This window comes from Acinetobacter sp. GW821-FHT01C12, from assembly GCF_059422625.1.
Window position 1 is genome coordinate 58391 of sequence record NZ_JBWKXD010000008.1, and the last position, 19082, is coordinate 77472.

Sequence of the window (19082 nt, forward strand, 5' to 3'; positions counted from 1 at the left end):
TCTAAGCTACCTATGTGGCAGTGAACTCTGCTTATTGATAAAAACAACAATAAGTTTTTTTCTAAGCTACCTATGTGGCAGTGAACTAGCTTCGGCTGCTTTTTTTACGTCTTTAATTTTTCTAAGCTACCTATGTGGCAGTGAACTCTTACTCGCATTTTCTCGCCTTTTTAAATGATTTCTAAGCTACCTATGTGGCAGTGAACAACAACCGAATGGTTCCCAAACGTGTATCCAGTTTTCTAAGCTACCTATGTGGCAGTGAACTGTTGAAACCTCACTTTTTCTTAAATAAATCATTTCTAAGCTACCTATGTGGCAGTGAACGTCTAAAACAATTAAAAGAACCACCACGGGCTTTTCTAAGCTACCTATGTGGCAGTGAACAAGATGAAGTTGCGTTTCGCAAATCTTTATCATTTCTAAGCTACCTATGTGGCAGTGAACAATTCAACCTTAAGAATTTTCCCTACTTGCATATTTCTAAGCTACCTATGTGGCAGTGAACCATCAAGCGGTGAACCGCGTGATATCGTTGAATTTCTAAGCTACCTATGTGGCAGTGAACTCGGGCTTTCTTTGCGAACGGTTTAAAGTATGTTTCTAAGCTACCTATGTGGCAGTGAACGGATCGGATTAAAGCACTTCCTTATCATAACTTTTCTAAGCTACCTATGTGGCAGTGAACAATAATATATGATTTATTTCCTGTGTCCGCTGTTTCTAAGCTACCTATGTGGCAGTGAACTTTCTTGCATGCTTGAGGCGTATGCTTGCTTTTTTCTAAGCTACCTATGTGGCAGTGAACAATGCGCGCAGGCTAAAGAAGCAGGTTTGCTATTTCTAAGCTACCTATGTGGCAGTGAACGGCGCAGTACTTTCCCTTTTACCAATTGTAAATTTCTAAGCTACCTATGTGGCAGTGAACATGTTGGATTGATTAAAGGGAAATGATCAGGCTTTCTAAGCTACCTATGTGGCAGTGAACGCAAGCTTCCCTAATGGTGATGCTTATTTCATTTTCTAAGCTACCTATGTGGCAGTGAACGCATTTGCATTTGTTGCAACTAAAACACCAGTTTTCTAAGCTACCTATGTGGCAGTGAACTCAATAACTTGCCCATTTAAGATTGTTCCAATTTTCTAAGCTACCTATGTGGCAGTGAACAATCTCATTAAGCTGGTACTCCGTGCGACATCTTTCTAAGCTACCTATGTGGCAGTGAACCCCAATCTGTGTACTTTGGTTGGTAATTGCAATTTCTAAGCTACCTATGTGGCAGTGAACCTGTTAGCTATTATTCAAGCTATTAATGATGCTTTCTAAGCTACCTATGTGGCAGTGAACGCCAATAATACTCAGAATTTGGTGGTTTATCATTTCTAAGCTACCTATGTGGCAGTGAACATAATAATGATTATAGATATTTTGCTTGGAAATTTCTAAGCTACCTATGTGGCAGTGAACTAGTACAAGAAACTATAAATCGTCAAGCAGTCTTTCTAAGCTACCTATGTGGCAGTGAACAAACTCAATTGTTTTGCCTGATGACTGATCTTTTTCTAAGCTACCTATGTGGCAGTGAACCACCCATTCCATCAAATGCCTGTTTTGCTTCTTTTCTAAGCTACCTATGTGGCAGTGAACTGTTTGTTGGACACCATTTTTCTTTGCTCATACGCTTTTCTAAGCTACCTATGTGGCAGTGAACTTCGATAAGCGTTATCGCAACACGGATTCGGATTTCTAAGCTACCTATGTGGCAGTGAACTGATTTTCTTAGGGCCAATCTTAACGGTATGCTTTCTAAGCTACCTATGTGGCAGTGAACATGCATTTGTATTGCTTTGGCAGACGGAAACATTTCTAAGCTACCTATGTGGCAGTGAACGTGTATTAATTGATTCAGCTATTCTTCTTAAGTTTCTAAGCTACCTATGTGGCAGTGAACCGGATCTACACACATTGCTTACTGAATTAAGATTTCTAAGCTACCTATGTGGCAGTGAACTTGTTGTATTCGCATTGATGGTTAATCCTCCTTTTCTAAGCTACCTATGTGGCAGTGAACAACAACGGGATTGCCTTTTCACGCAATGGAATTTTCTAAGCTACCTATGTGGCAGTGAACTGTAATTTCTTTCCCGACAACACTGACAGACTTTTCTAAGCTACCTATGTGGCAGTGAACAAATTACAGTTTGAGCAGCTTCACATACCTGTTTTCTAAGCTACCTATGTGGCAGTGAACTGATAAAAAAGCGCGTGAAGCTTTAGCTAGTCTTTCTAAGCTACCTATGTGGCAGTGAACGAATCGTGTTTTTCGTTCCGCTATTAGCAAATTTTCTAAGCTACCTATGTGGCAGTGAACTAATCAATGGTGACTTATCTGTAACTATTGACTTTCTAAGCTACCTATGTGGCAGTGAACTACTGAACCGCGCCATTGTGCGATGTTATTTTTTTCTAAGCTACCTATGTGGCAGTGAACCTTTCAGGAATAATGCGTGTGCCAAATAAAGTTTTCTAAGCTACCTATGTGGCAGTGAACCATCGCAATATGCCATCCTGTTGTTTCAATATTTTCTAAGCTACCTATGTGGCAGTGAACTCAATTAACGCCCCGATAGCTGTTGGCCCCTCTTTCTAAGCTACCTATGTGGCAGTGAACGTCGGTTGCGATTTTCAGCCAAATATACGCTATTTCTAAGCTACCTATGTGGCAGTGAACGCTTCAACTTCACTCTCAGGAACGATCACATCTTTCTAAGCTACCTATGTGGCAGTGAACCGTACAACCAGCTTAACAAAATGAATGGCAATTTTCTAAGCTACCTATGTGGCAGTGAACAATAATTTTAAAACAAAAAATAAAGTTATAACAGTGAGTTAAGACTAAAAACCTATAAAAGACCAAAGTTTTGACCCACAATCATAACTTATTGATTTTATTAAACTGTTAAAGAGTGAAAAAATATTGGGTTAAAACTCAGGTACTGTAGACACAGAACTTAACCCATATGTACTAAAAACCTGAGTTTCAGATTTTTTAGTGATTTGCTTTTCTATAAATAGCTTAAAACGCTTTTTATCTTGTTCATCCGATGTACTTAAACTTAGCATCTGTACATAAGGCAAATCAGTTGTTGTCACTACTTGAAGATAACGGCTCAATGCTTCGTCAAAACCAATATCCCCTCTTTTCACTCGATGGCGAGCCAAACGTTCAGCGTTGGTTTTAACTTGCTTACGTTTATAAACTGCGTAACCCGTTACTTTTTCAGGAACGGGACGTACACCTGTGATATGCACATAATCAGGAAGTCGATCTAACCATTTTCTTATATTCAACTTTTCCAGCGCTGCTTCTGATTGGGCAAATATGCGTATTTTTTTACCAATACGAGGTTTACTGCCTTCTATCTTCTCGTAAACATACTGGGGAAAAGATACACCAAAAGGGATCTTTTGTTGCTCATCCATCTGTTCAGCAAAAGCGATATGCAGCTGAGTATAGATTTTTGACCAAAGAAAATATGGCGAAATCTCAGCCTGATCAATCAGTGTGATTTCTTGATAACATTTCATTATTAGTCCTTAGCACTTTGACCAAATACACCACCACGAACTAAAACAGCCATAACATAATGTTCTTGCTCTGTATTTTCTAAAGACTCACCTAAAGCGTATTTATCGAACAAGGTAAAAAAGTCTTTTTTGTCTTTTGGTGTACGGTAAGCTTTTCCAAGATTGGTTACGGCTCCATATGGTTCAATTGCAATTGCCGTTTTTTTCTCATCAAATTCAGGGTACCACGTATCAATAGTACGCAATGCATTCCCTATTTTTTGAGAATGCATTGCTGCAACATCATTAACCTGATAAAGAATTTTACTTTTGTCTCCCTTACCTTTATCTAGTACTAACTCTTCACTTGGATAAACTTCCTGAGCTTTACCCACCAGTGCATAAGCATCAACTTTAATCAATAAATAAGGTGTTTCACCTTTTAATGCCTTTGCAATCTGATCTGCTAAAACTTGTACTTTTTCATCCACTTGATCAAAATCATTTAATGGATATGCTAATGCATTAAATGTAATCGCAGGTTGATCATTAATCGTTACAACAACTTCAACTTTTTCAGCGCCTACACGGTTACGCCATAAAAAACGCGCATTTGCTATATTTAATGCATAACGTTTAGCGAGCTCGTTAAAGCCATATTGCTCAATATAATTTTTAGCAGCAGCTTGATATGAATTTAAAAAACTTTCGTTATTACAAGCAGATGGATTTTCAACACCACCTAAAACTTTAAGTGTGAATGAAACTTTTAGAGTATCTTGATTTTCACCTAAAGCACATGCATCTACTTTTTGTAAATTTGCCTTTTCAACTTCTGCATTTAATTTTAATGGATCACTTGCTACAGCGGGTTTTAAGCGATTTGAAATTGTCCCTCGCACTGATTTTTCGATTAGTTTTAATGCTGTTTGTTCAGTGCGTTTCTCCCAACTCGTACCATAGAGATAACCATCAGATGGGACAAGTTTCTTTTCAAATGCGAGCACACTTGCAACCGCTTTTTCATTTTTAGCCATGAGTTTTTCCTCTTTTTGATATCAAATTAGTTTGTTGTGATGTTTTGGCAAAGATATAAATTGTTTTCTAAGTCAACATGATATTGCCATAACAATTGATCAATATGTTCTATACGATAAGGCATTACAAATTCGCCTAATGTGAGAACACTTTCAGCAAAACGATGTGGTGTACTGGCATCACGCTGATTTTTTGCTAGCCCCAAATTAGAAATTCCCTGAAAGCCTACGGCAATTGGAACCAACCACCCCTGTACTTTTCGTTTTGATGCCCATGTCACTTTATCGTCATCATCAACCTCAGAACTGTGTGTGACTTTTAAATAATCTAAAACAGCATCCAAAGCATTTTTACCTTCATTCATACTTTCGATCACTAAATCTCGACGCTCAATCAGCACATGTCCAAGCATCAATTTATTTAAAATTGGCTTTAATTCCCGATCCTGATGTTCATCTTCATCAAATTGCAGTATTTGGCAGTTTTTAACATCTAAAACATCTCCACTGGCAAACTTCATACTACAAATAAGCTTATAAACATCCTCTAAAAATTGTTCTTTTTCATCTGGATTTATACTTTGACATTCAATTAAAAGAGATACCTCCAAATGACAACGCGCTTCTTCAATAAAAGCTGGTCTACTACCATCTTTATCTAAAGGATTCGCTGTAGCTACGATCGAATGAACAAAATCTCCTCGCCCTTTATAGGTTTGCAAATTAAAGTCATGACAACTCACCGCCACTTTGTTTAAAGAAATGTCATAGTTTTTACTTTTTAACTTACGCTGCAAGGTATGGACTGCACCCAGCCAAGCCGTCATCGCTGGAAATCCAATGGTATAAGGACTACTCATTGCATTGGCATTGTGAAGCTTTAAATGAGGAATCAATAAAAAATGACGCATTAAAAATACTCCTTTGCTTGTTGCAACGACTTTTCAACCCGTAGTTTTACATCAAGTAACTCAGCAGTCCCCAAGGTATAGGCATTACTAATCAGTTTTTCATAGCTTCGTACTATCCAGCGCGCAATTTCTCGGCTTAACTCATCACGCCAATCAGTATCATCTTCCCTCTCTGCGCTATAAGCGCTATCCAACCAAATACGCTGAAGTTTAGGTAGATTTAAGTAATAAGTCTGATTTGACCAGCCTTCAACTGAATATTCTCTAGTTCTATGTGCTTGTACTAATATTTGATCAACAACAAACTGAATAATATTCCGTATAGCAATACGAATATCAATATTATTTAGATCCAACTGCATAAATTTATGCAATTGGACAAAACTTTCCTGATAGTTCTTTCGATATAAACATTGTGCAAAAAAATCTGTTTTAGGTAGCCGAATTGCCCTTTTTTCAAGCACAGGTGGACAACTAGATAATAAATAAGCTCGCCCTGCATTTTGGCTATTTAGAACACTGACATTTTGAGGTTGTGTGCCGCCATACGCCGTTACTGTAAGCTCATAAATATCGGCATATCCCTCTGTATGATGCTCATTTTTCTTACGAAATTCTTTGGCTTGTTTAGTTGCCTCTGAAAAACGTATTTCATCTATTGTTTGCTTTAATCTAGTCACCAATCCTGATGGTGTTAAGATCGACAATAAATGGTATTCATCCTGATCAATGGGAAAATAAACCTGCTTCACTAAGTGATCAGTTTTTACTGATGTATCTGTTGCCTTTATTTTTAAAAATGCTGCGCTGAATGACTCAAAATCTAAATTATCATCCATAAGCAGCTTTTTTAAATCTTCATCTTGTTGTTCAAAACCTTCTAATACCGTAAGTTTTTCTGTCAGCGGTAAAGATAAAAATTTAAATACGTCCATTGCAGCCGCATTGCCAAATACATCGAATGAATAGTTCACATTTCCGCTGCGTAAATAACCATCATTCTGCTGTTTCGCTTGAGCAATAATACTTGACGTTTTTGCGCTTGGATGACTAAATTTACTTGGATGACTGACCATAAAAAGCTGCGCAACACGTTTTGCTGCGTCAGGTAACCACACTTTCAAACTAAATCTATCATCTGCTTGACGTTGTAATTCTGCAATTACAGTTTCACTTTCTGCTTTTTTTAAACGGTCTTTCAACCAAAGATCTTTTCGTTCATTTAAAAAATGATGAATATGTTCTGTCATGCTTCCCTCTTTAATTATTGATCTAAAACAACAAGTCCAAACTGTTCTGAATATATAAGTTGCTTATCTTCGTCATATTCGGGCAGCACAATCTCCCCATAACGCTCTGATAATCTTTCTATCTTTTCCTCAATATCTTCATTTTCAGGAAATTTATCAAGTGCTAAACGACGTAAGATGTCGTGATAATCTCGATTCAACCATAATCGTTGTTGTTCTAATTCACTCAATTTAGAATAGTCAATCTCGCGAATATTGTATAAACCACTTCGATCAATATACCTCCCAAAATCATCTTTTTCACAAAATATAAGCTTGTGATTTTTCCAGATTGCAAAAAGCTGAATATTGGCTGAACTTTGCCTAAACGGATTAAATTGCTGGGGCAAAGCTGTTAAAAACCATTTTTGTGTTAACCAAGCATTGAGTGGTTTTGCTCCGACTTTGTTATATGAAGTTAAGGCATCTGTCATAACAGCATGCTCTAAATCTGCCAATTTTTTTATGGATTGTAGTGGCTGATTTGCTTTGATTCTTGGAATAGCATTAATTTGTTGTAAATGTTCAGGATCAATCAATTCTGATAAATTTTTTGTTTCTAATATAAAGTTACCTTTAGCAGAATTAACTTCAAAGCCAGGTTTTTCAAAGGCAACTTTAGCTCGGTGCAAGCCTTTTAAGTTATATTGCAATAAGGCGATGTTCGGTTTTTGAATGTCTACATCTCGTTTGCGATGTCGTAAAACTCGCCCTGACAATTGGATAATCGAGCGATAAGAAGAGGGTTCGACAATTGCCCAATCAAAGTCATGATCTCGTCCCACCTCTTCCACAGGTGTGGCAACCAAGATAAAAATGACATTTTCATCAGTCGTCGAATCTAAATGTTGACGAATCACCTCATCTGAAAATGCAGCTGCTTGTTCTCCTGCTTTTTCTTTACGTTTTAAAATATGATCTAAATGTTGTTCTTGTTTACTGCGTAACAATAAAACTTGACGGCTATGGTATGCCATCACACGAGGCGTAATACCTTGTGACCATTCGGTCTTAAGTAAAGATCGAGTTAAAGCAACACATGGGGAAATATTGGCAACTCGTATGACACCGAAAGAAACTTTTTTTCCAGTTTTAACATCTATACTGTGATGGTCATGGTGTAAATGTTCAACATTCTGTTGAATCCGTTTAAAATATTCAGCTTGTAAACTTTGATCTATACGCTGGATTTCTTTTTCTGCAACAAGATCTGAGCAATCAACAAGATAAGCTTTGTGCTTAATTATTTGTTTACTTAAAGCAGCTGCACGAAGTTCAACAAAGCGATCATGTGCATTTTTATATTGTTGTATTGCCTCTTTTTGCTGAGCTAAATCAATTGTTTGAATTTGTATTTTAAACTCATCGACCCACATCGTAACAGTATCTACATTCTTTAATTTCTTAAATGCACAATATAAGGCCCAACCTTGCTGATATGCATTAAAAAAACCTTCAGCCAAAGCAGGTGGAATCGTTGCTGAAGAAATCATCACTTTTCGACCTAACATTCCAGCTAAATGTATAAGCCGAGCTATTGCAATTAAGTCTTGACCATTAAAATCATCGACTTCATCAATCACCAGATCGGAAGATGAAAGCCTTAAACTCGGTAAAATATATTTTCCACCACGTTTGGTTTCTGTAGCAGCCATAATATGGTCTATCGTACAGACTAAAACAGGCTTATATAAAAAGGCTTTATTTCGTTCCTCCTGATGTTGTGGAAATAATGCATTCATAAAGTCAGCTTGTGGCATAGATTCATAATTCAATTCATTGTCCAATAAAGCTTCTAATGATTCTGAACCTATTTCTTCTACAGTATGAAATTCATCTTGAGGATGTTCTTTTGTATTTTGATGATGCAATTCCTGAACGGCTTTTGAGCCAATTAAAACCGCAAGCTCATCATGACTTAAACCAATATCTTGGCGGTAAGAATCACCTGTTTGTAAAGTTAATGTCCGTAGTCCTAAAGCTAGAATATAACGTAATGATTGAGCATCTTTAGATAAGGCTTGCATAATTTTGGCGTTGGCAATAGTTTTACCCTTACCCGTACTCGCCATGTTGACAATAAACCAGCCTTGATTTGCAGCACTTTCATTTTTTTGAATAAATTGCTGAATGCCCTTTACTGCTTGGTCTTGCCATTCAAAACCTTGAGGACTCTTCTTTCTTAATTTTTGAATATCATAAGCTGGTTCCATCTCATCTGCCAAACGACTTAATGATTGCGCGACTCGCATAGCATTGTCACTCACCCGAACTAGATGCTCATCTAAAAATTGTTTGGCTTGTTTAGTTTTTGGATCAGTATTGGCAATTAACAATAAATTGGTTTTCCAATTTTTATCAGCATTACAAGATGAATAATAGTGATCACCTAACATGAGACACAATCGGGTATGATGTAAAATGACCCGCCAACTTCCATCTGCAAAAATTTGTTCTGTGGCATCAGATGCTTGTAATAAACGTGCTGACCATTTTTTGATTTGCTTTGTCCATTCAGTAGACTGACTTAATAACCCTTGATCAAACTCGAAACAGAGTTTTAATCGCTGTTTATAGTCATCTTCATCAAATTTATTTTGATATCCCCAATCTGCTTTAATGCTTTTAAATAAACTTGTAATCGTATCTTTATTAACTTCAGTATATTCTTTGCGTCGTTGTTCTTCTTTTAACGCAGGTAAACGGTGATGCGATACAATCAACCATGCAACCAATTGTGCTAAAGGCGGAAGTTGATCCAAAACTTTAGATTGATCTGAGTTTTTGCTAATCGTTTGTTTAAGAAGTTCTTCGTCCCAACTTTGTTGTATCAATAATTTCAGCCATGCTTCATCGGACTCAATATTGCCAGATGAATGCACTAAAGCATTTAGCAATAGACATGAAATCCACTCATGCCGTAAAGGATCACCTTTAAACTGATTATTTTTTTCCAATAATTTTTTTTGAAATAAAACCGTTGCCTTCCCCCAATCATGTAATAAGGCAGACACAGCCACTAATGCTTTAATTAAAGGCAAATAATGCCAGTCATTTTCCCATTTATTTTGAGCAAGGCTTTTTTTGGTCGTGTTTACAGGAACAATACCCTGTCCATTAAACTTATTTCTATTCCCAACAATCCACAACAGCTCACTTCGACGTCGCCCTCGAATCCAATGACAAGACACCGCTGTATTTTTAGTCACTGTTTTTCTAAGCAGTTTTTTTACTGCAATTAAACCATCTTCGGTAATCACCGTTTGCCAAGTGTTATCACCAATTCGGTCAGCAAATGCATCCAGTACACGACGCGTTCGAGAAAGTGCTTTCTTTTCACATTGGGAAATGAAGGTTACGATCATAATGCTTCATCCTTTTCATCATGATTTTTGCAAGCTTGCAATTTCACCTGATCAAACATCCAATCCAGACACTTGTGCTCGGTAAGTTTCTGCAACAGCAAAGCTCTAAAGTCTTGCTCCTTAAAACCTTCTTTGGCACAAATAAATGCCCATGGCAACACCACAGCATCTTTGATTAAATCTGCGATATCAAAAACCAAAGCACCTCGCCGAGTTTTACCATGCATCACAGCAAAACCGTGGGGAATTCCTAAAACCCAAAGCGTTGTTGCAGCCAAACCATAGGCTAAATAATTACCATGATTGAGGAAGTCGTTGGCTAAATCACCATATTCAGCATTTCGCTCAAATTTGAGTTTGCAACGAGTTGCAGCAATTTTATAAAGCTGTTTGGTGGTCTGCGCTTCTGCTAGAAGCAAATCCCCGACTTTGCTCATATTGGGAATTTTCTTTTCAAAACCACTTAAAGCCTGCTGAATATCCTGATCATCTAAATAAAACCCTTCTGCCTGTAAGTCTCGATCTTTTGCCCAAACTTTACGGATGAATTCAATCCGCGCAAACTGAAACTGTTTGGCCACATCTAAACGCTTCTTTTCATCAAACCAAAAGCTCATCCAACCTTGTATATATTCGGTTGGCCGGTATTCACTTTGTGGCGTTAACCACTCCACTTCACTACCTGAAAATAAAGGCGTACCGCCACCGCCACAGAAACCAACCAATACCCCTGCACTTGCTAACATTCGCATTGCAGCCTGTGTGATCGAAGTTCCGGTTCCCAATAAAATCACCGTTGTATTAGCGATGGGAATATTCCAATACTGATTTTCACTTTTTGCTTCGGTTAGATATAAAACACGGCCATCTTTTTGCATTACCCGTGCATGTTCTAAATAATAAAGATTTGCTCTTTTTGAATGTAAAATAGCTTTTAAGTCTGATGGGTTGAGTTGTTCCATATTATTAGTAGTCATAAAATTTTTATAGAACCAATTTAACTGAATCACTCAAATTTTCCAATGTCTTTTTATTTTAAACGACATATTATGTCGCGTTTTTTCAATAAAAAAATATAACTAAATATATAATTTTATTAACATTTATAACAACCTTCAATTAAATGTATTTTTATTTATAAATAATCATTGGTGGTGTTTTATATTTACCGCCCCAATATAGACCAAAATAGTATAACCATTAAATACTGCTTAACAACCTTCCACTTAATACCTAAACACCAACCATATTAAAATATTCAAACTCCAACAAACAACCAAAATAAATATTAAAAAAATTACAAACAAAAACTTAAATTAAAAACTAACAAGATCGATCATGATTTATTTCTAAAATATAAGGAGTAAGACCATATAGAAAAGTAACCCTCTCCTCATCATATTCAATTTTCAGAATTTTATAATTTATTGTTCCACTCACGGAATTTATTTCAATTTCGTTCATTTTATCTAGAATCCTATATTTATTATTCAAACAATACTTAAGCTGAACAACCACAACTTTATCTAGATTACCTTTTTGTTTTGCGGCAACCAGCCGACTGATTTTAGTATTTGTATTCATTTTATTCCTCACCAATAATAGTGTCTGATGATTTAGCAAGTAGTCGTTGAATGACTGTTCTTGTAACTTCATACTCTTTCGCTAAAGAATAGACACTCTGTCCATTTTTAAATCTTTCTAAAACTTCATTTTTCTGAGTTTTAGTTAAAATTTCAGGGCGACCTACTTTACTTATCTTTTTATTTCCAGTTCTTTTCTCTGATTGTAGTTTTCCATCAAAATCAGAACATATTTTTAAAAAATGAAAGAAAATTTTTTTAATATCTCCTTTTATTTCCTTTTTTGAAAATTCTAAACATACTAACCTTATTCCTTTTTTAAAAATAAAATTGACAGTAGAATATATTTCTTTAAAATCACTACCTAAAGAATCTATTCCATCGATTAATAAGAGGTCTCCACTTTCCAGTGTATAATTAATTAAACTTATAAGCTTATGCCTAAACTCTAACGGTATACCCACTTTTACTTGTTCAAATACAAGCCTATTTTGTGGTATTTCATAACCATATCCAAGAATATAATCAGCATAATTAAATTCGTTCACTGAAAGTTCCTCAACTCTAAAATATGCATAAGCACGCACAATGAACCCTCTTCAATTCACAATAACATTTATATTAAATATTTTTTATAAAAATAAACATGTATAAAACACGTATAGAATTTAAAGCATGGAAGCAAATTATTCACATTTATAATAAATAATTATTTAAATCCATACTTTAATTAAAAATTAAAGCACAAATTACAACCACAAAAAATTGGTAAAAACACAAAAAAAAACAAATATTATGCCAATGCTAGTTTCCTTAAAAAATCCTATACTCTTTTAAAATATGCTTAATTTATTTAAATTTCACATAACAAAGACACATCAAAGAAAATAAATACACTTGCATATTTATGATGTGTTATTTTAAGAAATGTTTTAAATAGAGAATAAATCGCTATATATTTTTATAAAAAACAATATATTTAATGATTTTTTATGTTAAGTATGAGCAAAAACAATCTATGAATTTACTCTTTAAATAAAACCATAATAAAATTTATTACTATGGTTTTATACGATCAAAACTCAACATTTACTGTTACGGTATCTGAATAATTACCAGCTGGTAAATTGCTTGGATTCGTATCCAGAATTTTTGTGGTGAAAGCAAAGCCCTGTTGGCTGGTATTATGCTGACCTGGGTTGGTTGTCGCCTCAAGACTAGACCAGCGTTCATTGCCACTACTGCCCCAACGCTCAGTGCTTGCGTTTTTATAAATCTCATAGTGTAGATAGTTATTGCTGCTACTTGCCTTCATTGCACGTTGGTTACCACTTTGGGGATAGAGACCATTATTTAAACCGACATGATAAGGTGTAAATACTGAGCAACGTACGCCTAGAGAGGTTTGAACTGGTGTAAAAACATCTGCAAAAGGCGATGTTCCAAAATTAACAGCATTGGTGGAAATACGGCAATCAGGTAAAACGTCAATATATAAGTTCAAGTTTGCATCACTCCCGGTGCCCCAATTAAAAGCAGTAATTAGACCACCACGGTTAAAACCCGGACTTTCAAAAAAGCTGCCTATTCCTATAAATGCAAGCTCAGGTACAGAATAATACCATTTGACTTTAAAGGATTTGTCCGCTGTGTATCTCCCAGGAGAGACATTTTGCCCTGAATTAATTTTGGCATAAAATGGTAATGCACCATTAGGTCCTGTAAAGAAATTAAGAAGTGAAAAAGCACTCATATCAACTTCTTTACCAAGACCAATTGCTTTATTATTGGTGTCCAGATAATCCACTGTAAGACTTTCACCAGTCCCACTATTTATATAGTTTATTGGCATCTGATCGACCCGATATTTAAGGTAAGTCATATTTGCTAAAGCCAAACTAAATCCTTCACATCTTAAACCCGCACTAAACTGATTAGATTGTGTCCCTTGCTCCGCCAATGTCATAGACGAAATAGCACCCATCGTCACATTACCACTTGAGGTGATAACACAAGCCGCTTGACTCTGAGCAGTAATCAATATTAATCCAGAGAATAATAAACCTGCGGGTATTATTTTTTTTAAAGTAATCATGGTTGAGCCACCTCACGACAAACAACTGACTTAATCACAGCAATCTGTTGTTGCGCTTGTTTTAAATCCAACGAAAAGTTTGCTTCACATATGCGCTGATCTGGCAGTTGCACCCGAATGCTATTTTCTGCACTCAAATCTTCAAGATAAGCTATCCCGTCCATCCCCACATAACTCGATTCTTGATCGGCACGATGTACCACCGCACCTACTGGAATCACTTGCCCATTGCTTTGCACTAAAGACACATTCGCCGCATAAGACTGTTTGATTGGGAAGCCAATCACCACACCTGAACCACGTTTTGCCGCAATCCGATTTTCAACTTGGGTTGCATTAAAGTTGGAAGGTAAATCTATCGGATTGATGCTGTATTTGGCTGCGTAATACGGGGTCACTGACGGTACAAAAACATAGCCCTTGGCATTACTCCGCCCCACCAAACTGTTTTCATAATGTACGGGTACATCTGCAACTTTGTTAGTATCAATCAAAGCAAAAGATTCACCCAATCGATTGGCAGCAAAGACATTGCCTGACATCAACACCACTGAACCAGAAAGTCCAAACCAATAGTTGTAATCATTGCTACCCGACATGCCGACATCGGTATTAAAATATTGGTTACGATAGTTCATGCGTGCTTGATTGTAATCATCGCTGTTTTCATTAAAACGTCGGCTTAAATCAACACCAACGCCACCATCCAATGGCACACTGCGGTTATAGTTGATATAAGCATAATCGCCACTGGATTGTTGGCTATAACCTAGACTGGCAGTGGATCTGCTCTTGGAAAATGGAACCGACAACTGAAATGCTGCACTCCACTCTTTTTCCACAAAATCTCGATTGGCACTTAACGACACTGTCGCACCACGCATATAGGACGGTAATACCGGTGCCCAAGACAGGTTCATCAGTTTATTTTTAATGTCGCGGTTCTTGGTCTGGATATACGCCACCCCAAGAGTACCTGACTTATCTGTGGCAAAATAAGTATTGGCAACCAAACTCTTATGACTGTTGGCTGAGATCAAATTACTATATTGCAATCGAGAAAGATCATAATAATCCTGATCGCGTTGGGTATGATTGAGACTAAATCCAAAACGCTGCTGGTTATAGCTATAGCCTAAAGTATATTGATTTCCCTTAAGATTTTGACTATTGATTCGATTAAACTCACGATCTGCCCAGCTTTGGGTTGCCGAACCATTGAATATCCCAAATTGATTCAGCTTAAGCACTGAACCTAGCCCAGCCAACTGAATTGAATCTGAGAGTTCAACCCGCCCTTCTGCCGTGAGCCAGTCGTTAATCCCGTAACGTGCATCCGCCGAACCAGCAAATTTGCCATATGCAAAGTTCTTAATCCCATAGTCTTCGCGGATTTGTCCCATAGACACCGAATAATCCAATAACCCCGGTTTAAGCAAAGTATTCGAAATATAAAATGGTACAGAGGTTGCCACCTGACGGCCAACACTATCTGTGGTGACAATCACCGCCTCGCCTTTACCATTGATAAATGGAACATTATTTAGAATAAAAGGGCCTGATTGCACATCGGTTGAATTGGCTTTCTGTCCATTGATCAATAAGTCCACGGTGCTCGGTAAAGCCGCTTGTCCTTTAAACAGAGGTAAAGGATAGGTAATCAAATCTGGACGGGTACCAAAATTACGTTGTAACTGCAATCCACCTAAACGCACTGAACTTCCCCAGGCGTTTTTACTTCCCGTAATTACATCACCCGCTAAAAATGAAAGTACTCTGGCTGGGTCATCATATTGCCAAGTCGTATCATAGCGGTGGTAGCCATCACCATTCTGAGTGGATGAGTCAAAATCAGTTTTGCTATAAACCCCAGAATTTCTCAGTACCCCATAAGGCGAGAAAAAGCGTTGTTCTGTAAACAGTGTACTGCTATAGCCACCATTCTCTGGGCGGTAGGTATAAAAGTCATAGTTATTTAATAAACCAATACCCGATTGCGGTGTTTCAGGTTGATACCATGAATCCAAGCCGCGTATCTGCACAGGCATCCAGCTGGCAGGTAGATCCAAACTAAAATACTGTTGCGCTGAATTGTACTCATACTTCAATTCGGGGATCTGATTGAGGCTAACCCAATCCAAAGCTTTGCCCGAAAAGCCCAAAGTGAATACATCCAGATCCGTCAGGTTTTTTTCTGACTGTTGCTGTAGTGCATCCGCAGGCAGCTTAATCTGCAACTCATCCAGTTTCGACTGCTGGATAAAATAATGATCGCCTTTGACAATAACGGGGATCACCTGTCGCGTCGAATATTGATTGATCACCAAGTCCAGATAGAGCTTAAATAAGCTATTCACTTCTGAAACATCTCGTGGTGGCGGGGGTAAACCATTTGCATAGACATTGCAACTCAACAATGGGATATTCGCGACCAATATCAATGTCAGGCTTTTACATAAAAAAGAAGGGGGGTGTAACCCTGATAAATAACCCATTTATCCCCCTCCCTCTTTTTTAATCTCAAGCAATTCCTGTTTCACCCCTGAACTGTCAACCCCATACAAACTGCTTTGACCACTCAGACTGTTGAGTATCTTGCTGTCCAGATCAAACTTCATGGTGCTGTTTGCCAACACATAACCAAAGGCGGTTTTGCCAAAAACCATTTGCTCTGAAGTCGGAGTTAATTTAATTCCCGAAAGTCGTGAAAATTTTGAACCGGTATTTTTAATATAAAGTTCAGGTTTGCCCTGTTCATTATTCTTGACCCACCAACTTAATATCGGTTTAGCCAAAGGATTTTTAGTATTGGCTTTTTGTGAAACTTCAGTTAAACCACTGCCAAGTCCTTTGCCATAGCTAAACAAAGGAATCGAATAACGCATCTGAAAGCTGACTGTCGATGTTTCTTTATCCGTTTCTGGATTCACTTTGATGGGTAATTCATCAACAATAATTCGATAGGCCAGTTCTTTTGCATCAGGTACAGCAGCCGAGCGGGTTAAACGCAACATATGCTTTTCACCTGCCTTGATCTTTGCCACGGGTGGACTCGGAATAACTTCAGTTTGTTCCGCATAAGCATCTTGCTGATGATTCTGATCCCATTTAAATACCCGAATCTGTACCATGGCATCAGAGTTACCGGTATTTTGTAGCCATACCGCAGTGGCTTTTTCGTTTTCTTCAATTTTGGGATAGATTGGCCAGATTAAAAAAGTGGCCTGTGCAAATACTGGTGAAGTGACCATCAATATCGCGGCCGCAGAGAAAGTCCTGCCCGACCATATTTTCATTTTATTTAAGCTCATAGAATCACCATGTAATCGTAATTGCGACCGTGTCTTTATAAAGGCCTGCTGATCGTGGTTGATTGTTATTATTCAAGTCTGCAACGCCGTAAACTGCAAAACCCAGTACGGTATTCAAAGTAGTGGTTGGTGTCAGTGAGTAAGTACTGCCACTGGCATATTCACCTTGCAAACTACTGTCCTGATAAAGCTGATAAGGTACAAACTCATTCTGCTGGGCATGTTTCATCCGTCGAAAGTTATTTGAAAAGTGATCACCACCATTCAACATGATCTGTACAGGCAAACGTGCAGTACACTGAATATTCCAGCTTTGCGCAGTATTGATGACGGATCCTTTTAATTGCCCCTGTGCCACAACAGGATGACGACCAAAATCAAGTCGCTGTTCGATATTGCTTAGCCCACATCCATTTGCAATGGTTGCTTCTACTTTAAAAGTTGCTGTTGTTTCAGCACATACACTCGGTACAGCCAGCATCAGCAGAACACTTAAACCTATTTTTTTCATGATTTTGTTCTTTAAAATTCAATGGTAATTGGAATAGTGTCGGTATATTGTCCAAGCGAGACTGACCGACCATTATTAACAGTTTGACCCATGAGATTAAGCGTCTGTGGCTGACCATTGTTGGTCAAAGTGATGGATTGATTGGGCCTTAACGCTTCGCGAGCAGTTCCATATAAGATGTTGTAGGCAAGGAAATCTGTGCCATTACTGATTGCACGAAAATAATTTGCGCCAAAAGGTGTTGGAACCTTGCTATCATTCTGACCTGCACCAAAGGTAACTTTTATCGGGGAATTGCCAAAGCATTGAATGGTCAAACCTGATGTAGAACCCTGACTTAAACTGGTCTCTATCACCTGATTAAATGCAGCTGTGGTTTCTCCAAAATTCAGCTGCCCGAAATTCAAGCCATTTGTTCCATTACTCACAGATTGATTATTAATCTCACAGGATGACTCCAGTTCAATCTGCACATTTAATTTGGCTACAAACTGTGCAGCTCCAACGAATGACGAAACAAGACTACAGGCCAATAATCCCACGCATTGTTTAAGCAACAAATGCATACGTTTCTCCTTAAAACAGGCTTGTTTAATAACAAGCCTGTTCACTGTTACGTATACTGATTAGAAATTAACAGTCACCAATAAAGTGTCTGTATAATCACCCTGTGCTTTTGCAGTGCCGCTATTTGCAGCAATTGCACCAAAGATTGGGACATCTTGAGCTACACCTACCGCAGCAGTGAAAGTCTGAGCTGTATTAATGACATATGGATTGGTACGTGCTACATCACGATAAACGTTATAGCTGACCGTATCCGCAGCAGTTGTATGTTTAAGACTACGATCAGCGCGTAGACCACCGTCAATTGCAACAGTAAAGTTAACAGGCGTTGTACCGTCACATTTTACGTTTAGATGGCCACTCGTCGCTGATGAAGCAACTTGAGCTGTAAGGATATTGGTCCAAATACCAGAAGTTTTACCGAAATTCAATTCACCAAATTTGTTGATATTTCCATTCACAGTAGAACCTTCAACGGTACAACCCGTTGAAACATTCAGCTTAACATCAACCTGACCAGTCACCGCTGCTTGTGTAGTCGCGACATACCCAACGCTTAACAATGCAGTTAGCGTTAGTTTTGTAAAAATATTCATATTAAATCCCATGATTATGTATTATTTATTAACTTTTACACGAGAAGTGTGAAAGCTTTTACATAATTGCATGTGATAAAGTTGGTGTTCAATAAACAGACTCAGAAATACTAAATTCTCAATATAATATTTTGTTTTTTAAAAATAAATTTATAAAATGGTGTGAATTAAATTATATCAAAGATTAAAACACATAAAAATACACGATAAAAACATGATAATTCTACTGATAATAAAAAATTATTTATT

Annotated in this window: 14 protein-coding genes and 1 CRISPR repeat array (1 of these 15 cut by a window edge); all 14 genes read right to left on the minus strand. The window is 37.4% G+C overall.

The window, feature by feature from the left end; all coding sequences use genetic code 11:
• Positions 1 to 2852: direct repeats of the CRISPR family, unit length 28 nt; unit sequence TTTCTAAGCTACCTATGTGGCAGTGAAC; it begins 1742 nt to the left of the window's first position.
• Positions 2853 to 2983: 131 nt separating this feature from the next.
• Entirely contained in the window at positions 2984 to 3589 is a 606-nt protein-coding gene (gene cas6f, locus AC07WY_RS16255; RefSeq protein WP_262087681.1) for a type I-F CRISPR-associated endoribonuclease Cas6/Csy4, read from the minus strand.
• A gap of 2 nt (positions 3590 to 3591) precedes the next feature.
• Positions 3592 to 4605 carry a type I-F CRISPR-associated protein Csy3 gene (gene csy3, locus AC07WY_RS16260; RefSeq protein ID WP_262087680.1) on the minus strand — a complete coding sequence of 338 codons (1014 nt, stop codon included), beginning with the start codon at positions 4603 to 4605 and terminating at the stop codon, positions 3592 to 3594.
• Between the two features lie 26 nt (positions 4606 to 4631).
• Positions 4632 to 5516 carry a type I-F CRISPR-associated protein Csy2 gene (gene csy2, locus AC07WY_RS16265; protein WP_494736723.1) on the minus strand — a complete coding sequence of 295 codons (885 nt, stop codon included), beginning with the start codon at positions 5514 to 5516 and terminating at the stop codon, positions 4632 to 4634.
• Positions 5516 to 6766: a type I-F CRISPR-associated protein Csy1 gene (csy1, locus tag AC07WY_RS16270; protein ID WP_494736724.1), complete on the minus strand. Its 1251-nt coding sequence runs from the start codon at positions 6764 to 6766 to the stop codon at positions 5516 to 5518. Before csy1 ends, csy2 begins: the two co-directional genes overlap by 1 nt.
• A gap of 14 nt (positions 6767 to 6780) precedes the next feature.
• Positions 6781 to 10170 (minus strand): type I-F CRISPR-associated helicase Cas3f, encoded by a 3390-nt coding sequence (gene cas3f, locus AC07WY_RS16275; RefSeq protein WP_494736725.1) that lies wholly within the window; start codon positions 10168 to 10170, stop codon positions 6781 to 6783.
• A complete protein-coding gene (gene cas1f, locus AC07WY_RS16280; RefSeq protein ID WP_494736776.1) occupies positions 10167 to 11132 on the minus strand; it encodes a type I-F CRISPR-associated endonuclease Cas1f in 966 nt (321 codons plus the stop codon). The genes cas3f and cas1f overlap by 4 nt, the downstream gene beginning before the upstream one ends.
• Before the next feature lie 361 nt (positions 11133 to 11493).
• Positions 11494 to 11754: a hypothetical protein gene (locus AC07WY_RS16285; protein WP_262085362.1), complete on the minus strand. Its 261-nt coding sequence runs from the start codon at positions 11752 to 11754 to the stop codon at positions 11494 to 11496.
• Between the two features lies 1 nt (position 11755).
• On the minus strand, positions 11756 to 12340 hold the full coding sequence (locus AC07WY_RS16290; RefSeq protein ID WP_419334702.1) for a recombinase family protein: 585 nt from the start codon (positions 12338 to 12340) through the stop codon (positions 11756 to 11758).
• Between the two features lie 488 nt (positions 12341 to 12828).
• Positions 12829 to 13848, minus strand: a complete 1020-nt coding sequence (locus AC07WY_RS16295; RefSeq protein ID WP_494736726.1) for a Csu type fimbrial protein — start codon at positions 13846 to 13848, stop codon at positions 12829 to 12831.
• Positions 13845 to 16343 (minus strand): fimbria/pilus outer membrane usher protein, encoded by a 2499-nt coding sequence (locus AC07WY_RS16300; protein ID WP_494736727.1) that lies wholly within the window; start codon positions 16341 to 16343, stop codon positions 13845 to 13847. Before AC07WY_RS16300 ends, AC07WY_RS16295 begins: the two co-directional genes overlap by 4 nt.
• The gene (locus AC07WY_RS16305; protein ID WP_494736777.1) at positions 16344 to 17144 is read right to left on the minus strand and encodes a fimbrial biogenesis chaperone; all 801 of its coding nucleotides are present in this window, start codon (positions 17142 to 17144) and stop codon (positions 16344 to 16346) included. It lies immediately after the preceding gene.
• A 19-nt stretch (positions 17145 to 17163) separates the two neighbouring features.
• The gene (locus AC07WY_RS16310) at positions 17164 to 17670 is read right to left on the minus strand and encodes a Csu type fimbrial protein (protein ID WP_419334706.1); all 507 of its coding nucleotides are present in this window, start codon (positions 17668 to 17670) and stop codon (positions 17164 to 17166) included.
• An 11-nt stretch (positions 17671 to 17681) separates the two neighbouring features.
• On the minus strand, positions 17682 to 18236 hold the full coding sequence (locus AC07WY_RS16315; protein WP_494736728.1) for a spore coat protein U domain-containing protein: 555 nt from the start codon (positions 18234 to 18236) through the stop codon (positions 17682 to 17684).
• A gap of 60 nt (positions 18237 to 18296) precedes the next feature.
• On the minus strand, positions 18297 to 18833 hold the full coding sequence (locus AC07WY_RS16320; protein ID WP_419334708.1) for a Csu type fimbrial protein: 537 nt from the start codon (positions 18831 to 18833) through the stop codon (positions 18297 to 18299).
• Positions 18834 to 19082: the final 249 nt, after the last annotated feature.